Here is a 17,439-nt window from a genome sequence, read left to right as displayed (position 1 = left end):
TTGCCAAATCCATCACCAGACCGTCACACCGCCACCAGCGGCGACGACATCAACGCCGAACTCGCCAGTTACCTTGCCCGCTTTGGCGCACGCCTGATCCACAGCAACGAAGCCGTCGCGATCGAAGTGACGGGCGAACTTGAGGCCGCGCAGCCAAGTGAAACGCCGATTGCATTTCGCCTGGTGCCTGATCAAGGCGTGCTGGCGCGCATCACCAAGTGGCGCAAACTCGATGCGGCACAGCGGCTGGCCCTGGTGCAGGAGCGCCTGAACCCGGCCACGCGCGAAGCACTGCATGCCGAGATCGGCCAGTTCGTCAGCACCGTGCTGCGCCGCGCCCGCGCCGCCGGACTCGACGCGCAGGACTTCCTCGGCGCCCTGCAGAGCGGCCGCGAGCTGGCCAGCCGGCGCTTCCAGGTGGTCGAAGACCGGCTGAACAATGCGATCCTGCGCAAGCGCAGCGAGACGCATGCCGAGGCGGCGCGGGCCTCGGTGCGTCTGGCGCGCTACCCCGAAACCTTCGATCTGGCCGAGGGCATGCGGCGGCGTTTCATCGCCATCCTCGGCCCGACCAATTCGGGCAAGACGCACCAGGCGATGGCAGCGCTCGCGCAAGCGCGCAGCGGCGTCTATCTGGCACCGCTACGCCTGCTGGCGCTGGAAAACTACGAACGCCTGCTCGAACAGGAGGTGAAGGTGAGCCTGGTCACCGGCGAGGAGCGCCGCCTCACCGAGGGCGCCACCCACGTCGCCAGCACCATCGAAATGCTCGACACCACGCGCGCCATCGACATCGCAGTGATCGATGAAATCCAGATGCTCGAAGACCTCGAACGCGGCTCGGCATGGACTGCGGCGGTCTGCGGTGTGCCGGCCAAAACCGTGTACCTGCTCGGCGCGCCGAGTGCGCAGCCAGCCGTCGAAGCGCTGGCCGAACGCCTCGACTGCCCGCTGGAGATCATCAGCTTGCAGCGCAAATCGCCGCTGGGCATGGAAGCGCAGCCGGTCGGCCAGCTCAAGCATCTGCAGCGCGGCGATGCGGTGATCGCTTTCTCGCGCCGCGAAGTGCTGGAGTGGGCGGCGCAGATCAGCAAGATCGGGCTCAAGGTCGCCACCCTCTACGGCAATCTCTCGCCCGAAGTGCGCCGCGCCCAGGCGCAGCGTTTCCGCGATGGCGAGGCCGATGTGGTGGTCGCCACCGATGCAATCGGCATGGGCCTCAACCTGCCGATCCGCCGCGTGGTATTCACTACCGCGAAGAAATACGACGGTATCTCGGAAGACCTGCTGCCGCCCTGGCTGACCCACCAGATCGCCGGCCGCGCCGGCCGCTTCGGCATCCACGAGGCCGGCCATGTCGCCGGCTTTGACGAGCACACCCATCGCAGCATCGCACGCCTGATGAAGATCCAGCCCGAGCCGCTGCCGCGCCGAGGCTTCTTCGTCACCCCCTCGCTGGACCAGATCGAGCGCATCGCACGCGCCACGGGCGAGACAGCATTGGCCAAGCTGCTCGAACTGTTCTCGCGCAATATCGACCTCTCCGACGACTTCTTCCTGCCCGGCAACCTGCTCGAACAGATCGAGCGCGCGCGCTGGCTCGACAGCTTGCGGCTGAGCCTGGCGCAGCGCTTCACCTTTTCCCTGGTGCCGATCTCCAGCCGTGTGGCGGTGCTCAACGAGGCCTGGCAGAACTGGGCGCGCAATGTCGCCAATCAGCGCAGCTGTTACCTCAGCGCCGATCTGGAAGTCTTCGAGCGCAGCAAGTTTCCGCTGCAAGCGGCCGAAGACGCCTGCAAGAAGTACTCGGCCTACGCCTGGCTGGGCTACCGCCTGCCGGAGTACTTTCCCGATGCCGAGGCCGCCGTCGCCATCGCCCGCGAGACCTCGGAGCGCGTGGACCGCATGCTCGCCGCGCAAAACCACAGCCAGAACCGCGCCACGGCACGTGATGATCGCTTTGGCGGCAAACACCGCCACACGCCGCCACGCGGTGGCCACCTGCGCACCCGGCGCAGCGTGCGCTGAACCCGGCGGGGGCAGGTGCATAAACCGGCCCGCTTGATGCACAATGCATCCAGCGGGCAGGCTGGCCCCAGGCTCCGGTTCCCGGATCACTGCAGCCGCCCGGCGATGTCGGCAGGCTTTCAAGACCAACAACACAAGGGACGGGCATGCGCGAGGCGCTGCTGGGAGCTTTATTCACCGCACTGTGCGGGCTGACCGCCGGCAGCCTGGTCCTGTTGCTCAGCGATCTGGCCTGGCTCGCCCTGCCTGCCGGTGCCCTGGGCAGTGCAGCAATGGCTTGCCTGCGCTTGCGCCAGCAAGCGCGCACGCTGCACACCAAGGTGAATGACGAGCGCCACCAGCACCAAGCCACGCGCGACTTCATTCAGCGCATTCTCGACGTAGTGCCGATGCCGATCTACGTCAAGGACGCCCACAGCCGCTACCTGCTGATCAACCGTGCCCAGGCCGAGCAATGGGGCAAGCCCCGCGAGAGCCTGATCGGCGTCTGTTCGATCGATCTGGCGCCCAACGCAACGGTGGCCGACAAGATCCGCGCCGAGGATGCCGCCGTGCTGCGCGGCGAACGCGTCTACAAGGAAGAGGAAAAGCGCCACGCAGCAACCGGCGAAGAGCAGTTCCGCGTCGTCACCAAGGGCCGCTGCGAAAGCCCGGACGGCAGCTATGCCATCGTCTGCGCGCTGTTTGACACCACCCACTGGCGGCAGACCGAACGCGCGCTGCAAGAAGCCCTGCAGCGCCAGACACAGCTGCGCGAGCGCACCCAGGACTTCGTCCAGCGCCTGATCGACGTGATCCCCGACCCGCTGTACATCAAGGACAAAAACGGCGCCTTTCTGCTCGTCAACGAAGCCTTCGCACATGAACGCGGCCGGAGCAAGGCCGATCTGATCGGCAAGATCGCGCACCAGCTGGCCTTCAACCCGGCGCTGGCCAAGGGCACGCCGGAAGAAGACATCGAGGTGCTGGCCGGCGCCGAAATCGACAAGGAGCAGTATTTCATCCACCCCAGCGGCGAGGAGCGCTTCCGCAAGGTGATCAAGCGCCGCTGCACCGACATCGACGGCACACCGGTGATCGTCGGCGCGCATTTCAACATCACCCGCTGGAAAGTCGCCGAGCGCGAGCTGGCGCGCATCGCCAACGAGGACATGCTGACCGGCCTGCCCAACCGGCGCCGCTTCACCGACGACGCGGCGCGCATGATGAGCTATGCCGAACGCCACCACGAAGCCTTGTCACTGATCCTCTTCGACCTGGATTACTTCAAGAACATCAACGACCTGCACGGCCATACCATCGGCGATGCGGTGCTGCGCGAGCTGGCGCAGCGCATGCGCCAGCTGCTGCGCGCCGAAGACGTGCCCTGTCGCTGGGGCGGTGAGGAGTTCGCTACCTTGCTGCCGGCGAGCAGTGCGCCGGAGGCACTGAAACTCGCCGAACGCCTGCGCACCCACCTGGCCGAACACCCCTTCGAGGTCGAGGGCCTGCTGATCCCGGTCACCCTCAGCTGCGGCATCGCACAGTGGCAGAGCGGGCAAAGCCTCGACCAGCTGGTGGCCTGCGCCGACAAGGCGCTCTACGCCGCCAAGAACGCCGGGCGCAACAACAGCATGCTGGCCACTGCAACAGGCTAGACCAACAGGCTAGAGCACGAAGCGGAAATCCTCCACCAAGGCGCCGGGCAGCAGGCTGCTGTCGGTGCTGCGCTGGCCGTAGCTCATGCCGTCGATGAGCAGTTCGCGCTCCTGCGTGAGGGCCAGCAAGTTGTCCCCGAGCATGCGGTAGAGCGATTCGTCAAAACGCATCACATTGAGCGGCGCAACGATCTCGCCATGCTCGACGCGGAAACTGGCAAAGCGCGTCATGCCGGTCATGCGGCAGCTGGCGCGATCCGAGTAGTTGAGATACCAGAGATTGCTGATCCACACACCCGTGTCGAGCGCGCGCAGGGCGTCGGCCTGCGGCAGACTGCCGGCCGCCATCTCGATGCTGGCCAGCGTTTCGTCGCCATTGGTGGCGAGGCCATACTCGCGCGCCGTGCGCGGCGAGATCAGCGAGCCGGTGAGCTGGCCCTGGGTGATCAGCTCGACCCGCGCCGCCTTGATGAAGCCCTCGGCCTGGAAGCTGGGCGCCAGCCCGCCCGCCGTGTGCTCGCTGATCGACACAGCGGAATTCAGTTGCAGGCCTTCGTCGCGCATGCGCCGCAGCGAACTCTGCTTGGTGCGCAGGGACTTCTCCGACACGCCGCCCCAGCTCAGCATGCCGATGATCTCGGCCAGCGCGGTCGGCGTGAGGAAGACGCGGCTGGGCCCGGCCGCAATGCTCACCGCCGGACGCTGCAGCAGGGCCAGCTGACGCGCCGCCTCGGCGAACTTGTCGCGGAAGGCGGCGGCATCCCAGGCAAAGCCTGCGTAGCTGCTTTTCACCGCCTTGTCGGCCGCGTGGTAGAGGCTCCAGTCGAGATTGAAGCTGGCCACTTCGTGCCAGTTGCGCTGCCCCCATGAATTGGCGAAGCCGCGATACACCGGCCCGCTGGCCAGGATGCCGACGAAGTCGTAGCCAGCCGCCACGCTGAGCACTTCATCGACGATCTCGCGCGTCGCCGGCAGGCTGGAGGCCACGATGCGCTCGCTCGACTGCGGCGCCGTCGCCAGCAGCAGATGCGGATCCTCGGGCAGATCGAAGATCTGGGCGCGCAAGGCGTCGAGCAGCTGGGCGATCAGCGCCATATCCTCGCCGCGCAGGCCGCTCAGGCTCAGCTCGCCCTGCGCCTGACGCTGGCCAATGATCAGCTTGAGGGTCAGGTAGCGCTGCTGCACATGACCGCTCTGGCGGATCAGTCCATGATTGAAGCGCACGAAGTCAGAGGACTCGGCGCTGAGCCAGCAGGTGAAGTGTTCCCCGGCCCGGATGCCGGCACTGATCTGCTCGGCGAGTGAATAGAACCACGCTTGCATCATGCCTCCGCCCCGAACACTTCGACATCGCTGAACAAACACGCCGGCGAAGCATGGCCGACGCGGATGATCTGCGAGGGCTCGGCCTTGCCGCAGAAAGGCGTGCCCATCACCGCCACGCTGTCAGCATTGCCCACCGCGCGCAGCGAACGCCAGAAAGTCGCCGAGATGCCTCGGTAATTCGGATTGCGCACCACCTGCGTCAGCTCGCCGTTCTCGATGAGTCGCCCGTACTCGCAGCCGAACTGGAACTTGTTGCGCGAATCATCGATCGACCAGGACATATTGGCATCCATCAGCACGCCGCGTTCGACCGAGGCAATCATCGCTTCAAGCGTGCTCTCGCCCGGCTCGACGTTGAGATTGGACATGCGGTCCAGCGGCGGCCGGTTCCAGCCGCTGGCGCGCGCGCTCGCCGCCCCGGCGATGCCCGCGCGCGCCTGCGAGATGGCACCGCCCAGCGGGCGCTGCAGGATGCCGTCGCGAATCACGAAGACCTTCTCGGCCGGACTGCCGTCGTCGTCCCAGCCATAGCTGGCAAACTGCTCGGGGCGCGTCGGATCGAAGCTCACATTGAGCAGCGACGAGCCGTACGGGTAGTGACCGAACATGTCGAGGGTGACGAAGCTGGTGCCGGCAAAGTTGCGCTCGTCGCCGAGAATGCGATCGAGCTCCAGCGGGTGACCAATCGACTCGTGAATCTGCAGCATCATCTGCGCCGGCATCAGCAGCAGATCCATGCGCCCGCTCGGGCAATTCGGCGCTTCGAGCAGGGCCAAGGCCTCGCGCGCCACGCCCGGCGCACAGCCGATGAAGCCGCTGTCACGCAGCAGGGCCAGATCACCCTGACGGCATAATCCGCCACCGGCGAAGCTGCGCGTCTGCGTCTGGCTGCCGGCATTGGCGCTGACCGACAGATCGGGCATCACGTAGCGGAAGCGCTGCTCAAGCTCGGCGCCATCGGCAGTCAGATAAAGCTGCTCACTGCTGATGGTCCACAGCGAGGCCGACCAGTCCACGATGCGCGCATCAATCGGACAGGCCGCCGACTCAGCCATCAGGATGTCGATGATCTCGCGCCGCGAGGGCTGCACGGCGCCGCTGCGCGGACTCGCATAACGCCCTTGCGGACGCGGCAGCGCGATGCGGCTGTAATCCACCACCGAGCGCCCGGCACTCGCCGCCGCCCAGTCCTGCGCTTTGGCCATCGCCGCCTTGAGCCCGGCCGCGCTGAGATCGCTGGTCGCGGCATACCCATAACCGCCGCGATGAATCACCGTGATCATCGCGCCGTGGTCGAGGCTGGTACTCAAAGGCTGCAAGACGTTCTGACGCACCGAAGTGCGCTCACTGCGCTCATCGAGCAGGCGCAGCGAACAGAAGTCGACGGCGGGGGCAAGCTGTTTGAAGAGAAGGCGTATGTCGTCCACGATGCGCTACGCTGATGCAGGAAGCTGCATGGTAAGCCAGCGGAGGCCTGGCGTGGCAAGATGTCCCGCAGCGCCTCGTGGCCCCGCAAACCCGCGACACGCACTGATCTTGTTGATACCGGAACCATCACTGGGGTGGCGCAGTCAGACGGGCAAATCTTCCCACACACTTCGCAATGACGCACAACACCTCATCCGCACGCCGCCGTTTCCTGATCAGTGGCGGCAGCCTGGCGGCCCTGCACAGTCTCGGCGCCTTGGCAGCAACTTCAAGCAAGGCCGCCACTGCGCGTGCGCCGGTTCTGTTCATCGGCCATGGCAGCCCGATGAACGCGATCCAGGACAATCGCTTCACACGCAGCCTGCAAGCCCTGGGTAAATCCCTGCCGCGCCCGCAGGCGATGCTGGTGGTCTCGGCACACTGGCTGACACCCGGCGCGACAGGCGTGCTGGTCCATGAACGGCCGGAAACGATTCACGATTTCAGCGGCTTTCCGGCTGCGCTGAACACCATGCAATATCCCGCCCCTGGCGCGCCGGCCCTGGCACGCGAAGCGGCGGCGCTGGTGCGCAGTGCACGCGTACAGCCCACGCGGGACTGGGGGCTTGATCACGGTACCTGGACGGTACTGCACCAGCTCTACCCGCAGGCCGACGTGCCGGTGTTCCAGCTGTCCATCGATTACGCCAAGCCGCCAGCTTTTCACCATGCCGTCGGCCGCGAGCTGTCGGCCCTGCGGGATCGTGGCGTGATGATCATCGGCAGCGGCAATGTCGTGCACAACCTGCGCGCCACCATGCGCGGCCGCCCGGAATCAGACAAAGCTGGCCAACCCTGGGCGCAGGCTTTCGACGATGCCTTCGCACAAGCCTTGCAAGCGCGCGATGACAAACGCCTGCTCGACTACAGCAGCCTGCCCGGTGCCGCCACGGCGGTGGCGACGCCCGACCACTACTTTCCGATGCTCTATGCGCTGGGCGCGGCCGCGCCGGACGAAGCCGCGAAGACTGTGTTCAGCGGCTTTCACAGCGGCACACTGAGCATGCGCTGCTTCCAGTTCGGCTAATTGAGGCCCCAGTCTTCCAGCACGATCTTGCCGCGCGCCTTGCCTGACTCCAGCAAGGCGTGGGCGCGGCGCAGATTGGCGGCGTTGATCACGCCAAAGTGCTCGCCGAGCGTTGTGCGGATCTGGCCGGCATCGACCAGCGCGGCGAGCTGATCGAGGATGTGGTGCTGGGCGATGATGTCTGGCGTCTGGAAGATGGCACGCGTGAACATCAGCTCCCAGTGCAGCGAGATCGCCTTGCGCTTGAGCAGCTTGATGTCGAAGGGCGCCGGGTCGTCGATGAGGCCGAAGCGCCCCTGCGGCGCCAGGCACTCGACGATCTCGGCGATGTGCTGATCGGTTTGCGTCAGGCTGACCACGTAGCGCACCTGCGGGATGCCGATGCGCTTGAGCTCTGCACTCAGCGGCAGGCTGTGATCGATGACGTCATGCGCGCCAAGCTCGCGCACCCAGGCCTGCGTCTCGGGACGCGAGGCGGTGCCGATGACGGTCAGACCGGTGAGCTGACGCGCCAGCTGCACGAGGATGGAACCCACGCCGCCGGCCGCGCCGACGATGAGGATGGCGTCATCGCTCTGCGCGCCACGCGCCACTTCAAGACGGTCGAACAGCAGTTCCCAGGCGGTCAGCCCTGTCAGCGGCAGCGCCGCCGCTTCGGCATTGCCGAGCGAGCTGGGCGCGTGACCGACAATGCGCTCATCGACCAGATGCAGCTGCGCGTTAGCGCCTGGCCGGGTGATCGAGCCGGCATACCAGACGCGGTCACCGGGCTTGAACAGCGTTGCTTCCGGCCCGACCGCCTGCACGACGCCGACCGCATCCCAGCCGAGCACCTTGGTCTCGCCCGCAGGCGGATTGGCGCTCTTGCGCACCTTGGTGTCGACCGGATTGACCGCGATGGCCTGCACCTGGACCAGCAGATCGCGCCCGCTTGCCTGCGGGGCAGGCAGCTCGACGTCGATCAAGGCGGCGGCGTTTTCAATGGGTAAGGCAAATTGTTCACTGGTGTAGCCAATGGCTTTCATGTCATGACTCCTCGATGAATTGAATTCAGCGCGCGCGCTGTGCCGTGCTGCCGGCCGGAGCGGCGCGCAGATATTGCGTCGGCCAGGCTGTTGCCTGCCCCAGTTCGTGCGCCGCGTGCAGCGGCCAGTAGGGGTCGCGCAACAGCTCGCGGGCCAGCATGACCAGATCGGCCTGGCCGCTGCGCACGACATGGTCGGCCTGCGCCGCCACGGTGATCAGGCCCACGGCGCTGCTGGCGATGCCCGCTTCATGGCGCACGCGAGCGGCGAATTCGGCCTGGTAGCCGGGGCCGATGGGAATGCTCGGCGCCGGCAACATGCCGCCGGTCGACACATCGATGAGATCGACGCCCAGCGCCTTGAGGCGGCTGGCCAGCGCCACCGTCTCGTCCGGTGTCCAGCCGCCTTCGGCCCAGTCGGTCGCCGACAGGCGCACCAGCAGCGGCAGCTCGGCCGGCCAGGCGGCGCGCACCGCCTCGGTCACTTGCAGGGTCAGGCGGATACGGTTCTCGAAGCTGCCGCCGTATTCGTCGGCGCGCTGATTGGCCAGCGGCGAGAGGAACTGGTGCAGCAGATAACCGTGGGCGGCATGCACTTCGACCACATCGAAACCGGCCTGCGCAGCGCGACGGGTCGCGGCGGCGAAATCATCGATCACTTTGCGGATACCGGCCGCGTCCAGCGCCAGAGGCAGGGAATAGCTGTCGGAGAAGCGAACGGCCGAGGGCGCTACGGTCTGCCAGCCACCAGCCTCGGGCAACACGGCGCCGGAACCGGTGCCCGGCGCGAAAGTGCTGGCCTTGCGCCCCGCGTGCGCCAGCTGGATCGCCGAATAGCTGCCCTGGGCACGGATGAAATCGGTAATGCGCGCCAGCCCGGCGATCTGCTCGTCTTTCCACAGCCCCAGATCCTGCGGGCTGATGCGCCCCTCCGGGCTCACCGCCGCCGCTTCAGTGATGATCAGCCCTGCGCCGCCGGCAGCACGGCTACCCAGGTGTACGAAGTGCCAGTCGGTGGCGAAGCCGTCTTGCGAGGAATACATGCACATCGGCGAGACGGCGATGCGATTGGGCAGGCTGATGCTGCGCAGGGTCAGCGGGGTGAACAGATGGGCGCGGCTTTGCGAGGACATGCGGGAACTCCATTCAGGGTGAGTCGGACAGTGCTGCCATCATCCATCTATTCCAGGAACAAATAAACCAGCGCAAAATTGAATACATATTCAAAAATATTTTGAAAATGAAAGCGCTACAAGACCTGGAAATCTATGTTCGTACCGTCGATAGCGGCAGTCTGTCCGCCACCGCACGCGCGCTGAACATCACCCCTGCGGCGGCCAGCGCGGCGCTCAAACGTCTGGAAGCTGAGCTGCAGGCGCCGCTTTTCGTGCGCTCCACGCGCAGCCTGCGCCTGACCCGCGAAGGCGAGCGCTTCCTCAGCCATTGCCGCATCGCGCTGGCGGCGCTACGTGACGGCGTCGATGAGCTGGCCACCGGACGGGCGCAGATCCGTGGCACGCTGCAGATTGCTGCGCCCTCGGATCTGGGCCGCAACCTGCTGCTGCCCTGGCTCGACGAATTCCACGCCGCCTATCCCGACACGCGCTTCCGCCTGCACCTCTCCGACCGCATGGCCGACCTCTATCGCCAGCCGCTGGATCTGGCGGTGCGCTACGGCGAGCCGCCGGACTCGAACCTGATCGCCCTGCCGCTGGCCAGTGGCAATCGCCGCGTGCTCTGCGCCGCGCCGGCCTACCTCGCCCGGCATGCCGAGCCGCAGCATCCGCAAGCGCTCAAGGATCACGACTGTCTGTGCTTCATGATCGGCAGCGACAGCGAACTGCACGACCGCTGGCAGTTCGAGCGGGCCGGTGAGCTGCTGAATGTGCGGGTACGCGTCGGCCATGTCTCCAACGATGGCGACATCGTGCGACGCTGGGCCGTGGCCGGCCATGGCATCGCCTTCAAGTCGCATCTGGATATCGCACAGGATCTGGCTGCCGGCCGCCTGCAGCAGCTCTGCCCCGACTGGCAGGGCGAAGCCGCCCCGCTCTACCTGATGTGCGCCGACCGCCGCCTGCTCAGCCCGGCGGTCAGCTTGCTGCGCGACTTCATCGAAGCGCGCTGCGCAGCGCTAATCGGTTGATCAGGCCATCACGCGTGCAAAGGCCTCGGCCACGCGGTCGATATTGGCGGTGTTGAGGCCGGCCACGCAGATGCGACCACTGCGCACCAGGTAGATGCCGAACTCCTCGCGCAGACGGTCGACCTGCGCGGGGCTGAGGCCGGTGTAGCTGAACATGCCGCGCTGCGTGACGAGGTAATCGAAGTTGCGATCCGGCAAGGTCTGGCCCAGGGCGTCGCGCAAGGTCTGGCGCATGCTGATGATGCGCGTGCGCATGGTGTCGACCTCGCCCAGCCAGCCCTGCTTGAGCACGGCATCGCCCAGCACCGCGCTGACCAGCTCGGCGCCCAGCATCGGCGGGCTGGAGTAATTGCGGCGCACCGTGGCTTTGAGCTGGCCCAGAACGAGATCGGCCTGGGCCGCATCGTGACAGACGACCGACAGGCCGCCGACACGCTCACCGTAGAGCGAGAAGATCTTGGAGAAGGAATTGGCGACCAGGAAAGGCAGGCCGGCGGCGGCCAGCGCGCGGATCGCGTAGGCGTCCTCATCAATGCCCGCGCCAAAGCCCTGGTAGGCGATGTCGAGGAAGGGAATCAGCGTGCGGGCGCGCAGCACTTCGATGAGCTGATCCCACTGCGCCGGCGTCAGATCAGAGCCGGTCGGATTGTGGCAGCAGGGATGCAGCAGCACGACGCTCTGCGCGGGCAGGCTGGCAAGCTTGTCGAGCATGGCGTCGAAGGCCACGCCCAGGGTTTGCGGATCAAAGTAGGGATAGCTGTGCACCTTGAAACCGGCGCCTTCGAAGATCGCGACGTGGTTATCCCAGGTCGGGTCCGAGACCCAGACTTCGGCCTGCGGGAAATAGCGCCGGAGGAAGTCCGCGCCCACCTTGAGTGCGCCCGAGCCGCCGAGGGTCTGGATCGTCGCCACGCGGCCGGCCTGCACGGCGGCGCTGTCGGCACCAAACAAGAGTTGCTGGATGCGCTCGCGATAAGCCTTCATGCCCTCCATCGGCAGATAGAGGCTGGGCACCGCGCGCCGTCCCTCGATGCGGCCATAGGCTTGCTGCACGGCGTCGAGCTGCGGAATCACGCCCTGGGCATCGTAGTAAAGGCCGATGGAGAGATTGACCTTGTCGGCGCGCGGATCGGTCTTGAAGCGCTCCATCAGCGACAGGATGGGGTCGCCGGCGTAGGCGTCGATATGCTGGAACATGGCAAATCCTGAAAAAAGTTGGCTGGCCTGCAACGCGGCGCGCTCAGGCGAGGTAACGGTTGGGGCGGTGATTCATGGCGATGATCAGGTTGAGCACCACCGCGCCGCAGATCGAGGCCGCCAGCAGCGGCAAGCTGACCAGGAACAGCGAGCTGAGCACGATCAGCACATCCACACCCATCATCACCTTGCCGGCGCGGATGTTGTATCGCTCCTGCAGGTACAGGGCGAGGATGTTAATGCCGCCGAGGCTGGCCTTGTGGCGGAACAGCACGATGAAGCCCAGGCCCATCACCGCATTGGCAAAGATCGCGGCGTAGAAGGGATTGATGTGCGAGATGTCGATGAAGCGCGGATGCAGCTCGGTAAACACCGACACCAGGGCCACCGCGCAGAAAGTCTTGAAGACGAAGACCTTGCCCATGCGCAAGAAGGCCAGCCAGTAGAACGGGACGTTGAGCAGGAAGAAGGCGTAACCGAACTTGATGCCGGTTGCGTAATGGATCAGGAAGGCGACCCCGGCCATGCCGCCAGTCAGCGCGCCAGCCTGTTTGAGCAGGCTGGCGCCAAAGGACACCACCAGGGTGCCGATCAGCAAGGCCAGCAAGTCTTCGAACTGACTGTGGGGAATACGTTCGGGCATGCTCAGCGTCGTCATCAAATCAAGCCAATTAGAAATTGTCGTGCAATTTTAGTATTTAAAAAGCACGAATCAAGCATAAATCTCAAATAAACGACCATTACGCGCGAGACGTAATCACCACACCGGATTCCTTGATGCGTTCGAGCACCACCGAAGTCCGCAGGTGGCTGACGCAATTGCGCAGGGCCGACAAGGCATTGATCAGCTGGCTCAGCGCCGCCAGATCCGGCACCGCCACCTTGAGCAGATAGTCGTACTCGCCGGTGAGCTTGAGCACATCGCGGATCGCGTCGGCCTTGCGCACGAAGTCGTAGAACAGCTCGACCGCCTCCGGCGTGTGGCTGAGCATGCGTACTTCGACGACGCCCATCACCGGCGCGCCATCGCCTTCGGGCGAAAGCTGGGCGTGGTAGCCGAGAATCAGCCCGGCCTGCTCCAGCGCAATGCGTTTACGCGAGCACTGCGAGGCCGAGAGGCCGATCAGATCAGCCAGTTCCTGGTTGCTGAGGCGGCCGTTCTGGCGCAACAGATCCAGCATCTTGCGATCATTGTCGTCGAGGGAAGTGCTCATGTTTGAATGGCTTTCATCGTCAAAAGGACTTGGCGCGGGAGGATTGAGCCCTGCCCGCGCCGGCGGATCAGAACGAGGGCGTGGTCAGCATCGCAGCAATCGTGCGGATGCCTTCAAGGTAATTGCCCAGGCGCATGTTCTCGTCAAAGCTGTGCTGATTATTGTCGGCATTGACCAGCGGCACCACCACATAAGACATCTGCAGCACATCGACCGCGCCGCTCATGGGCAGGGTCGAACCGCCCATGCGCACCTTTTCCGGCTCCAGCGCACGCGGCGCACGCACCCCGCTGAGCACCCACTTGGCCAGCGGCGAATCCATGGCCACGCGGGCCGCGCTAGAGGTGCTCGGATAAGCCACCAGACTCAGGCGGGCGAGCTGGCTGTAGCGGGCGCGCTCCTCGGCCGTCGGGGCTTCGCTATCGATCAGGTGAAAGCCCTGGGTTTCGATGTAACGCCGCACCAGCTCGTACATCTTTTGCGGCGCGCCTTCGGGCACGGTGCGGATGTTCAGGCTGGCCGTCGCGGTGGAAGGAATCGCATTGGCTGCACGCGGGCCGACCTGGGCTGCGGCGAGGCCGAGAATGTCGAGCGAGGGATACTGCACGGCTTCCACCGGATTGCTAACCGCCGCCAGCGCGTCCAGCTTGGCCACGCCAAAGCGCTTCTCCAGCGTGCCGGCCGGCGGCGCGATCTGCGCCATGCTGGCCTTGTCTTCCGCGCTGATGTTCACACCATCGTAGAAGCCGGGAATCGTCACCTTGCCATCGGCACTCTTCATGCCGGCAAGCAAGCTGGCCAGGCGCAGCGCCGGATTGGGGATGACATTGCCGTAGGTGCCGCTGTGCGGCGCGGAGTTGGCGCCGAACACTGTCAGATCCAGCTGGATCGAACCACGATTACCGAAATTGACGCCCGGATTATTGTTCGACGGCATGGCGCCGTCGTAGACGATCAGACCATCGCTCTTGAGCAGCTCGGCGTTCTCCTTCATCACGATATGCAGGCGCGGCGAGCCCTTCTCCTCCTGCGAATCGAGGATCACCTTGACGTTCACCGCCGGCGTCTGGCGCGCCGCCTTGAGGCCATCGATGGCCGCCAGGAACATCACGATCGGCCCCTTGTCGTCGGCCGCAGCGCGCGCGAAGACGCGCCATTCCGGATCGATCTTGCCTTGCTGCAGACGCTCGCTGGGCAGCGCCTGCCACTTGCCTTCGGCATCCTTGGCCTTCAGCGTCGGCGTCCAGGGTTCGCTCTTCCATTCCGAAGGCGTCACCGGCTGGGCGTCAAAATGCATGTAGAACAGGATCGTCTTGCGTCCCTTGACCGGCGCGCCCAGTTCGGCGAACACCAGCGGGCGGCCCTCGTTGGCGAGCTGCTGGGTACGGAAGCCGCGCTTCTGGAAAGCCTGTTCCAGCCAGGCCGCATTGCGCTGGATGTCTTCGGCATTGACCGCATCACTGGGCTTGGCGAGAAACTCGAAATACTCGGGAAAGCTCGCGCGCGCCAGACGCTCGCTCTCCGCCGGAGAAAAAACGTGTTGTGCCTGGGCGGGCAGCGCCGCAAGCAACAGCATGGGCGCCAACAGGCGCGGCCAGACACAGGATCGAATTGCAGTGAACACAGTAAAACTCCCTTGAAGGGTTCAGGAATAGACGACAACGCGCTCAGGCCGCCGCATTCGCCGCCTTGCGGCGGGGCAGGCGCAAGCGATAACAAATGCCGAGCAAAGCCAGCCAGGCCGGAATCAGCAGCACCGAGATCTGCGTATCCGCGCTGCGCCACATCACCACCAGCACACCGGCCATGAAGGCCAGGCAGAGGTAGTTGGTGAGCGGCGCACCCAGGCTGCGGTAGCGTGGCGTCAGGCCGCGCGCGCGCATGGCCTGGCGGAACTTGAGGTGGGTGATGCTGATCATCGCCCAGTTGATCACCAGCGCGGCGACCACCAGGGCCATCAACAAGCCGAAGGCCTTGCCCGGCATCAGGTAATTGATCAGCACGCAGAGCGCGGTCGCCGAGGCCGAAACGGCCAGCGCCACCACCGGAATGCCACGTGCATTGACGTGCGCCAGCGCCGCCGGCGCATTGCCCTGCACGGCCAGGCCCAGCAGCATGCGGCTATTGCAATAGACGCAGCTGTTATAGACCGACAGCGCGGCGGTCAGCACCACCACGTTGAGCACGGTGGCCACCAGGTCCGAGTCGAGCGCGTGGAAGATCATCACGAAGGGGCTGCCGCCTTCCTGCACCTTGTCCCAGGGAAACAGCGAGAGCAGCACGGCCAGCGCGCCGACGTAGAAGATCAGAATGCGGTAGATCACCTGGTTGGTGGCCTTGGGAATGCTCCTGGCCGGATCGTCCGCCTCCGCCGCCGTGATGCCGACCAGCTCCAAACCGCCGAAGGAGAACATGATGATCGCCATCGCCGCCACCAGACCGCTCACGCCGTGCGGGAAAAAGCCGCCCAGCTGCCACAGATTGCCAACGCTGGCCTGCGCGCCGCCCTGGCCGCTGAGCAGCAGATAGCCGCCAAAGCCGATCATGCCGACAATCGCCAACACCTTGATGATGGCGAACCAGAACTCCATCTCGCCGAACAGCTTCACATGCAGCAGGTTGATGGCATTGATCAGCACGAAGAAACCGAGCGCCGACACCCAGGTCGGCACGCCCGGCCACCAGTACTGCACGTAGATGCCGACAGCGGTCAGCTCGGCCATGCTGACCAGCACGTAGAGCACCCAGTAATTCCAGCCCGACATGAAGCCGGCAAGCGGCCCCCAGTAACGATTGGCAAAGTGGCTGAAGGAACCGGCAACCGGCTCCTCGACCACCATCTCGCCGAGCTGGCGCATGATGAAAAAGGCGATCAGCCCGGCAATCGCATAGCCCAGGATCACCGCCGGCCCGGCCAGCTGGATGGTCTGTGCAATCCCCAGGAACAGCCCGGTACCAATCGCCCCGCCCAGCGCGATCAGCTGGATGTGGCGATTCTTCAAGCCCCGCTTCAAGGCATTGGATGTGTCTTGTTCACGCATGCTCAGTCTTTTCTTTCAGTGAATGAAGGCCAACGCCGGCTTGCATCAAGCCGCGTCGCTATCAGGTTCTCAGCAAAAACGGGGCCAGCCCCGAAAAAACCTACAAATACATTTAAAAACAAATAGATAAAACAAAAACCAAAAACTCTTGAAATACAAACGCGCAAAAACACTAATCTTTTTGCACCAATCACGCCCACAACGACAAAAAACGCACAATTCATGCGCACAAAGCAACGCAATTTATGGCTTTGATGCACGAGCCATGCGCAGAATAGGCGAGCAGCGCAGGATCGAACCCCGTTTGCAGCAAAAAATCCCTCGGCCCGCGTACCGCGTTCGGCCGCCAGCCGGGCAGCGTGCCGCTAGAATGGCAAGCACTCTCGCCGCGCAAGCCTCCCATGCTCGAACGCATCGTCGCCATTCTCTTCCCCGTCTTTGCGATTGCCGCCATCGGCTACTTCGTCGCGCGGCGCGACCGCCCCGACATGGCGGTGGCCAACAAGCTGACCATGGACGTCTTCTCGCCGGCGCTGATCTTCGGCGCCCTGGCCGCGCGCGACTTCCATGTCGCCCAGTTCTCGCGCCTGGCGCTGGCCATGTTGCTGGTCACCCTGGCCTGCGGCGGCCTTGCCTGGCTGCTCGCGCGCGCGCTCAAGCAGGACCCGCGCACCCTGGTCCCGCCAATCATGTTCGGCAACTCGGCCAATCTGGGCATCCCGCTCGCCGTGCTGTCCTTCGGCAACGAAGCGCTGCAGCCGGCGGTGATCCTGTTCATGGTGTCGACCCTGCTGCACTTCACCTTCGGCAGCTGGTTGCTCGATCACAAACTCAACCTTGCTCAGATCTGGAAGGTGCCCAATGTGATCGCCACCATCCTCGGCCTGGCGGTGTCGCTGTCCGGCATCGTGGTCTGGCAACCACTGGTGATGGCGCTCAAGCTGCTCGGCGACATCGCCATTCCGCTGATGCTCTTCGCGCTGGGCGTGCGCATGACCGATATCCGCTTCGACGGCTGGCGCATCGGCCTCATCGGCGGCCTCGCCCGCCCCCTCGTCGGCGGCTGCGTCTCCGGCCTCGTCGCCTGGCTGCTGGGCTTGCACGGCATGGCCGCTGCGCTGCTGATCATTTACGGCGCGCTGCCACCCGCAGTGATGAACTACCTGTTCGCCGAGCGCTACAAACAGGAACCGGACAAGGTCGCCTCCATCGTGCTGCTGGGCAATCTGCTCGCCATCCTCGTCCTGCCCGTGGTGCTGGTCTTCGCATTGGAATAGCGACGCGAGAGGCTTTGCCCGACTACGCCACCCAGGCTTTTGCAGCAGCAACGCC

Annotated in this window: 15 protein-coding genes; 5 read left to right on the top strand and 10 right to left on the bottom strand. The window is 65.0% G+C overall.

All coding sequences use genetic code 11. The annotated features are described in order from the left end of the window. On the top strand, window positions 1-2,028 hold the full coding sequence (locus ABDB84_RS07955) for a helicase-related protein (RefSeq protein ID WP_345919179.1): 2,028 nt from the start codon (window positions 1-3) through the stop codon (window positions 2,026-2,028). 146 nt (window positions 2,029-2,174) lie between these two features. Next, window positions 2,175-3,665, top strand: a complete 1,491-nt coding sequence (locus ABDB84_RS07950; RefSeq protein ID WP_345919178.1) for a sensor domain-containing diguanylate cyclase — start codon at window positions 2,175-2,177, stop codon at window positions 3,663-3,665. Between the two features lie 9 nt (window positions 3,666-3,674). Here ABDB84_RS07950 and ABDB84_RS07945 read toward each other — a convergent pair whose 3' ends face one another. Both ABDB84_RS07945 and ABDB84_RS07940 read right to left on the bottom strand, forming a co-directional pair. Further along, on the bottom strand, window positions 3,675-4,991 hold the full coding sequence (locus tag ABDB84_RS07945; protein ID WP_345919177.1) for a TldD/PmbA family protein: 1,317 nt from the start codon (window positions 4,989-4,991) through the stop codon (window positions 3,675-3,677). Next, a complete protein-coding gene (locus tag ABDB84_RS07940; RefSeq protein ID WP_345919176.1) occupies window positions 4,988-6,418 on the bottom strand; it encodes a TldD/PmbA family protein in 1,431 nt (476 codons plus the stop codon). The genes ABDB84_RS07945 and ABDB84_RS07940 overlap by 4 nt, the downstream gene beginning before the upstream one ends. A gap of 176 nt (window positions 6,419-6,594) precedes the next feature. Between ABDB84_RS07940 and ygiD the strand changes: the two genes are divergently transcribed. Beyond that, the gene (ygiD, locus tag ABDB84_RS07935; RefSeq protein ID WP_345919175.1) at window positions 6,595-7,485 is read left to right on the top strand and encodes a 4,5-DOPA-extradiol-dioxygenase; all 891 of its coding nucleotides are present in this window, start codon (window positions 6,595-6,597) and stop codon (window positions 7,483-7,485) included. Here ygiD and ABDB84_RS07930 read toward each other — a convergent pair. Continuing rightward, on the bottom strand, window positions 7,482-8,510 hold the full coding sequence (locus ABDB84_RS07930) for a zinc-binding alcohol dehydrogenase family protein (RefSeq protein ID WP_345919174.1): 1,029 nt from the start codon (window positions 8,508-8,510) through the stop codon (window positions 7,482-7,484). The two genes, ygiD and ABDB84_RS07930, sit on opposite strands and share 4 nt — an antisense overlap. A gap of 25 nt (window positions 8,511-8,535) precedes the next feature. After that, window positions 8,536-9,642, bottom strand: coding sequence for an NADH:flavin oxidoreductase/NADH oxidase (locus ABDB84_RS07925; protein WP_345919173.1), 1,107 nt, complete (start codon window positions 9,640-9,642; stop codon window positions 8,536-8,538). A gap of 107 nt (window positions 9,643-9,749) precedes the next feature. Here ABDB84_RS07925 and ABDB84_RS07920 point away from each other — a divergent pair, with 107 nt between their 5' ends. Beyond that, window positions 9,750-10,655, top strand: coding sequence for a LysR family transcriptional regulator (locus ABDB84_RS07920; RefSeq protein ID WP_345919172.1), 906 nt, complete (start codon window positions 9,750-9,752; stop codon window positions 10,653-10,655). Here ABDB84_RS07920 and ABDB84_RS07915 read toward each other — a convergent pair whose 3' ends face one another. From ABDB84_RS07915 to ABDB84_RS07890, 6 genes are all read right to left on the bottom strand, one after another. Beyond that, window positions 10,656-11,852 carry an amino acid aminotransferase gene (locus ABDB84_RS07915; protein ID WP_345919171.1) on the bottom strand — a complete coding sequence of 399 codons (1,197 nt, stop codon included), beginning with the start codon at window positions 11,850-11,852 and terminating at the stop codon, window positions 10,656-10,658. It lies immediately after the preceding gene. A 43-nt stretch (window positions 11,853-11,895) separates the two neighbouring features. After that, window positions 11,896-12,510 (bottom strand): YitT family protein, encoded by a 615-nt coding sequence (locus ABDB84_RS07910; protein WP_345919170.1) that lies wholly within the window; start codon window positions 12,508-12,510, stop codon window positions 11,896-11,898. An 82-nt stretch (window positions 12,511-12,592) separates the two neighbouring features. Continuing rightward, entirely contained in the window at window positions 12,593-13,066 is a 474-nt protein-coding gene (locus ABDB84_RS07905) for an Lrp/AsnC family transcriptional regulator (RefSeq protein ID WP_345919169.1), read from the bottom strand. 67 nt (window positions 13,067-13,133) lie between these two features. Next, window positions 13,134-14,642, bottom strand: a complete 1,509-nt coding sequence (locus ABDB84_RS07900; RefSeq protein WP_345919168.1) for a M20/M25/M40 family metallo-hydrolase — start codon at window positions 14,640-14,642, stop codon at window positions 13,134-13,136. Between the two features lie 91 nt (window positions 14,643-14,733). Then, on the bottom strand, window positions 14,734-16,107 hold the full coding sequence (locus ABDB84_RS07895) for an amino acid permease (protein ID WP_345919167.1): 1,374 nt from the start codon (window positions 16,105-16,107) through the stop codon (window positions 14,734-14,736). A 2-nt stretch (window positions 16,108-16,109) separates the two neighbouring features. Then, on the bottom strand, window positions 16,110-16,367 hold the full coding sequence (locus ABDB84_RS07890) for a hypothetical protein (protein ID WP_345919166.1): 258 nt from the start codon (window positions 16,365-16,367) through the stop codon (window positions 16,110-16,112). A gap of 141 nt (window positions 16,368-16,508) precedes the next feature. On the opposite strand from ABDB84_RS07890, the gene ABDB84_RS07885 reads away from it, so the two are divergent. After that, window positions 16,509-17,384 carry an AEC family transporter gene (locus ABDB84_RS07885; protein ID WP_345919165.1) on the top strand — a complete coding sequence of 292 codons (876 nt, stop codon included), beginning with the start codon at window positions 16,509-16,511 and terminating at the stop codon, window positions 17,382-17,384. Window positions 17,385-17,439: the final 55 nt, after the last annotated feature.

Origin of the sequence: Uliginosibacterium sediminicola (assembly GCF_039631295.1) — a bacterium.
Lineage (GTDB): Bacteria > Pseudomonadota > Gammaproteobacteria > Burkholderiales > Rhodocyclaceae > Viridibacterium > Viridibacterium sediminicola.
The sequence above is the reverse complement of the archived record's forward strand: the minus strand, read 5'-3'. Positions and strand labels throughout refer to the sequence as shown.

Excerpts from the sequence above, each read along its gene's own strand:
- ABDB84_RS07950 (WP_345919178.1), top strand. The coding sequence starts at position 2,175 with ATGCGCGAGGCGCTGCTGGGAGCTTTATTCACCGCACTGTGCGGGCTG.
- ABDB84_RS07945 (WP_345919177.1), bottom strand. The coding sequence starts at position 4,991 with ATGATGCAAGCGTGGTTCTATTCACTCGCCGAGCAGATCAGTGCCGGC.
- ygiD (WP_345919175.1), top strand. The coding sequence starts at position 6,595 with ATGACGCACAACACCTCATCCGCACGCCGCCGTTTCCTGATCAGTGGC.
- ABDB84_RS07930 (WP_345919174.1), bottom strand. The coding sequence starts at position 8,510 with ATGAAAGCCATTGGCTACACCAGTGAACAATTTGCCTTACCCATTGAA.
- ABDB84_RS07925 (WP_345919173.1), bottom strand. The coding sequence starts at position 9,642 with ATGTCCTCGCAAAGCCGCGCCCATCTGTTCACCCCGCTGACCCTGCGC.
- ABDB84_RS07920 (WP_345919172.1), top strand. The coding sequence starts at position 9,750 with ATGAAAGCGCTACAAGACCTGGAAATCTATGTTCGTACCGTCGATAGC.
- ABDB84_RS07915 (WP_345919171.1), bottom strand. The coding sequence starts at position 11,852 with ATGTTCCAGCATATCGACGCCTACGCCGGCGACCCCATCCTGTCGCTG.
- ABDB84_RS07910 (WP_345919170.1), bottom strand. The coding sequence starts at position 12,510 with ATGACGACGCTGAGCATGCCCGAACGTATTCCCCACAGTCAGTTCGAA.
- ABDB84_RS07905 (WP_345919169.1), bottom strand. The coding sequence starts at position 13,066 with ATGAGCACTTCCCTCGACGACAATGATCGCAAGATGCTGGATCTGTTG.
- ABDB84_RS07900 (WP_345919168.1), bottom strand. The coding sequence starts at position 14,642 with ATGCTGTTGCTTGCGGCGCTGCCCGCCCAGGCACAACACGTTTTTTCT.
- ABDB84_RS07895 (WP_345919167.1), bottom strand. The coding sequence starts at position 16,107 with ATGCGTGAACAAGACACATCCAATGCCTTGAAGCGGGGCTTGAAGAAT.
- ABDB84_RS07885 (WP_345919165.1), top strand. The coding sequence starts at position 16,509 with ATGCTCGAACGCATCGTCGCCATTCTCTTCCCCGTCTTTGCGATTGCC.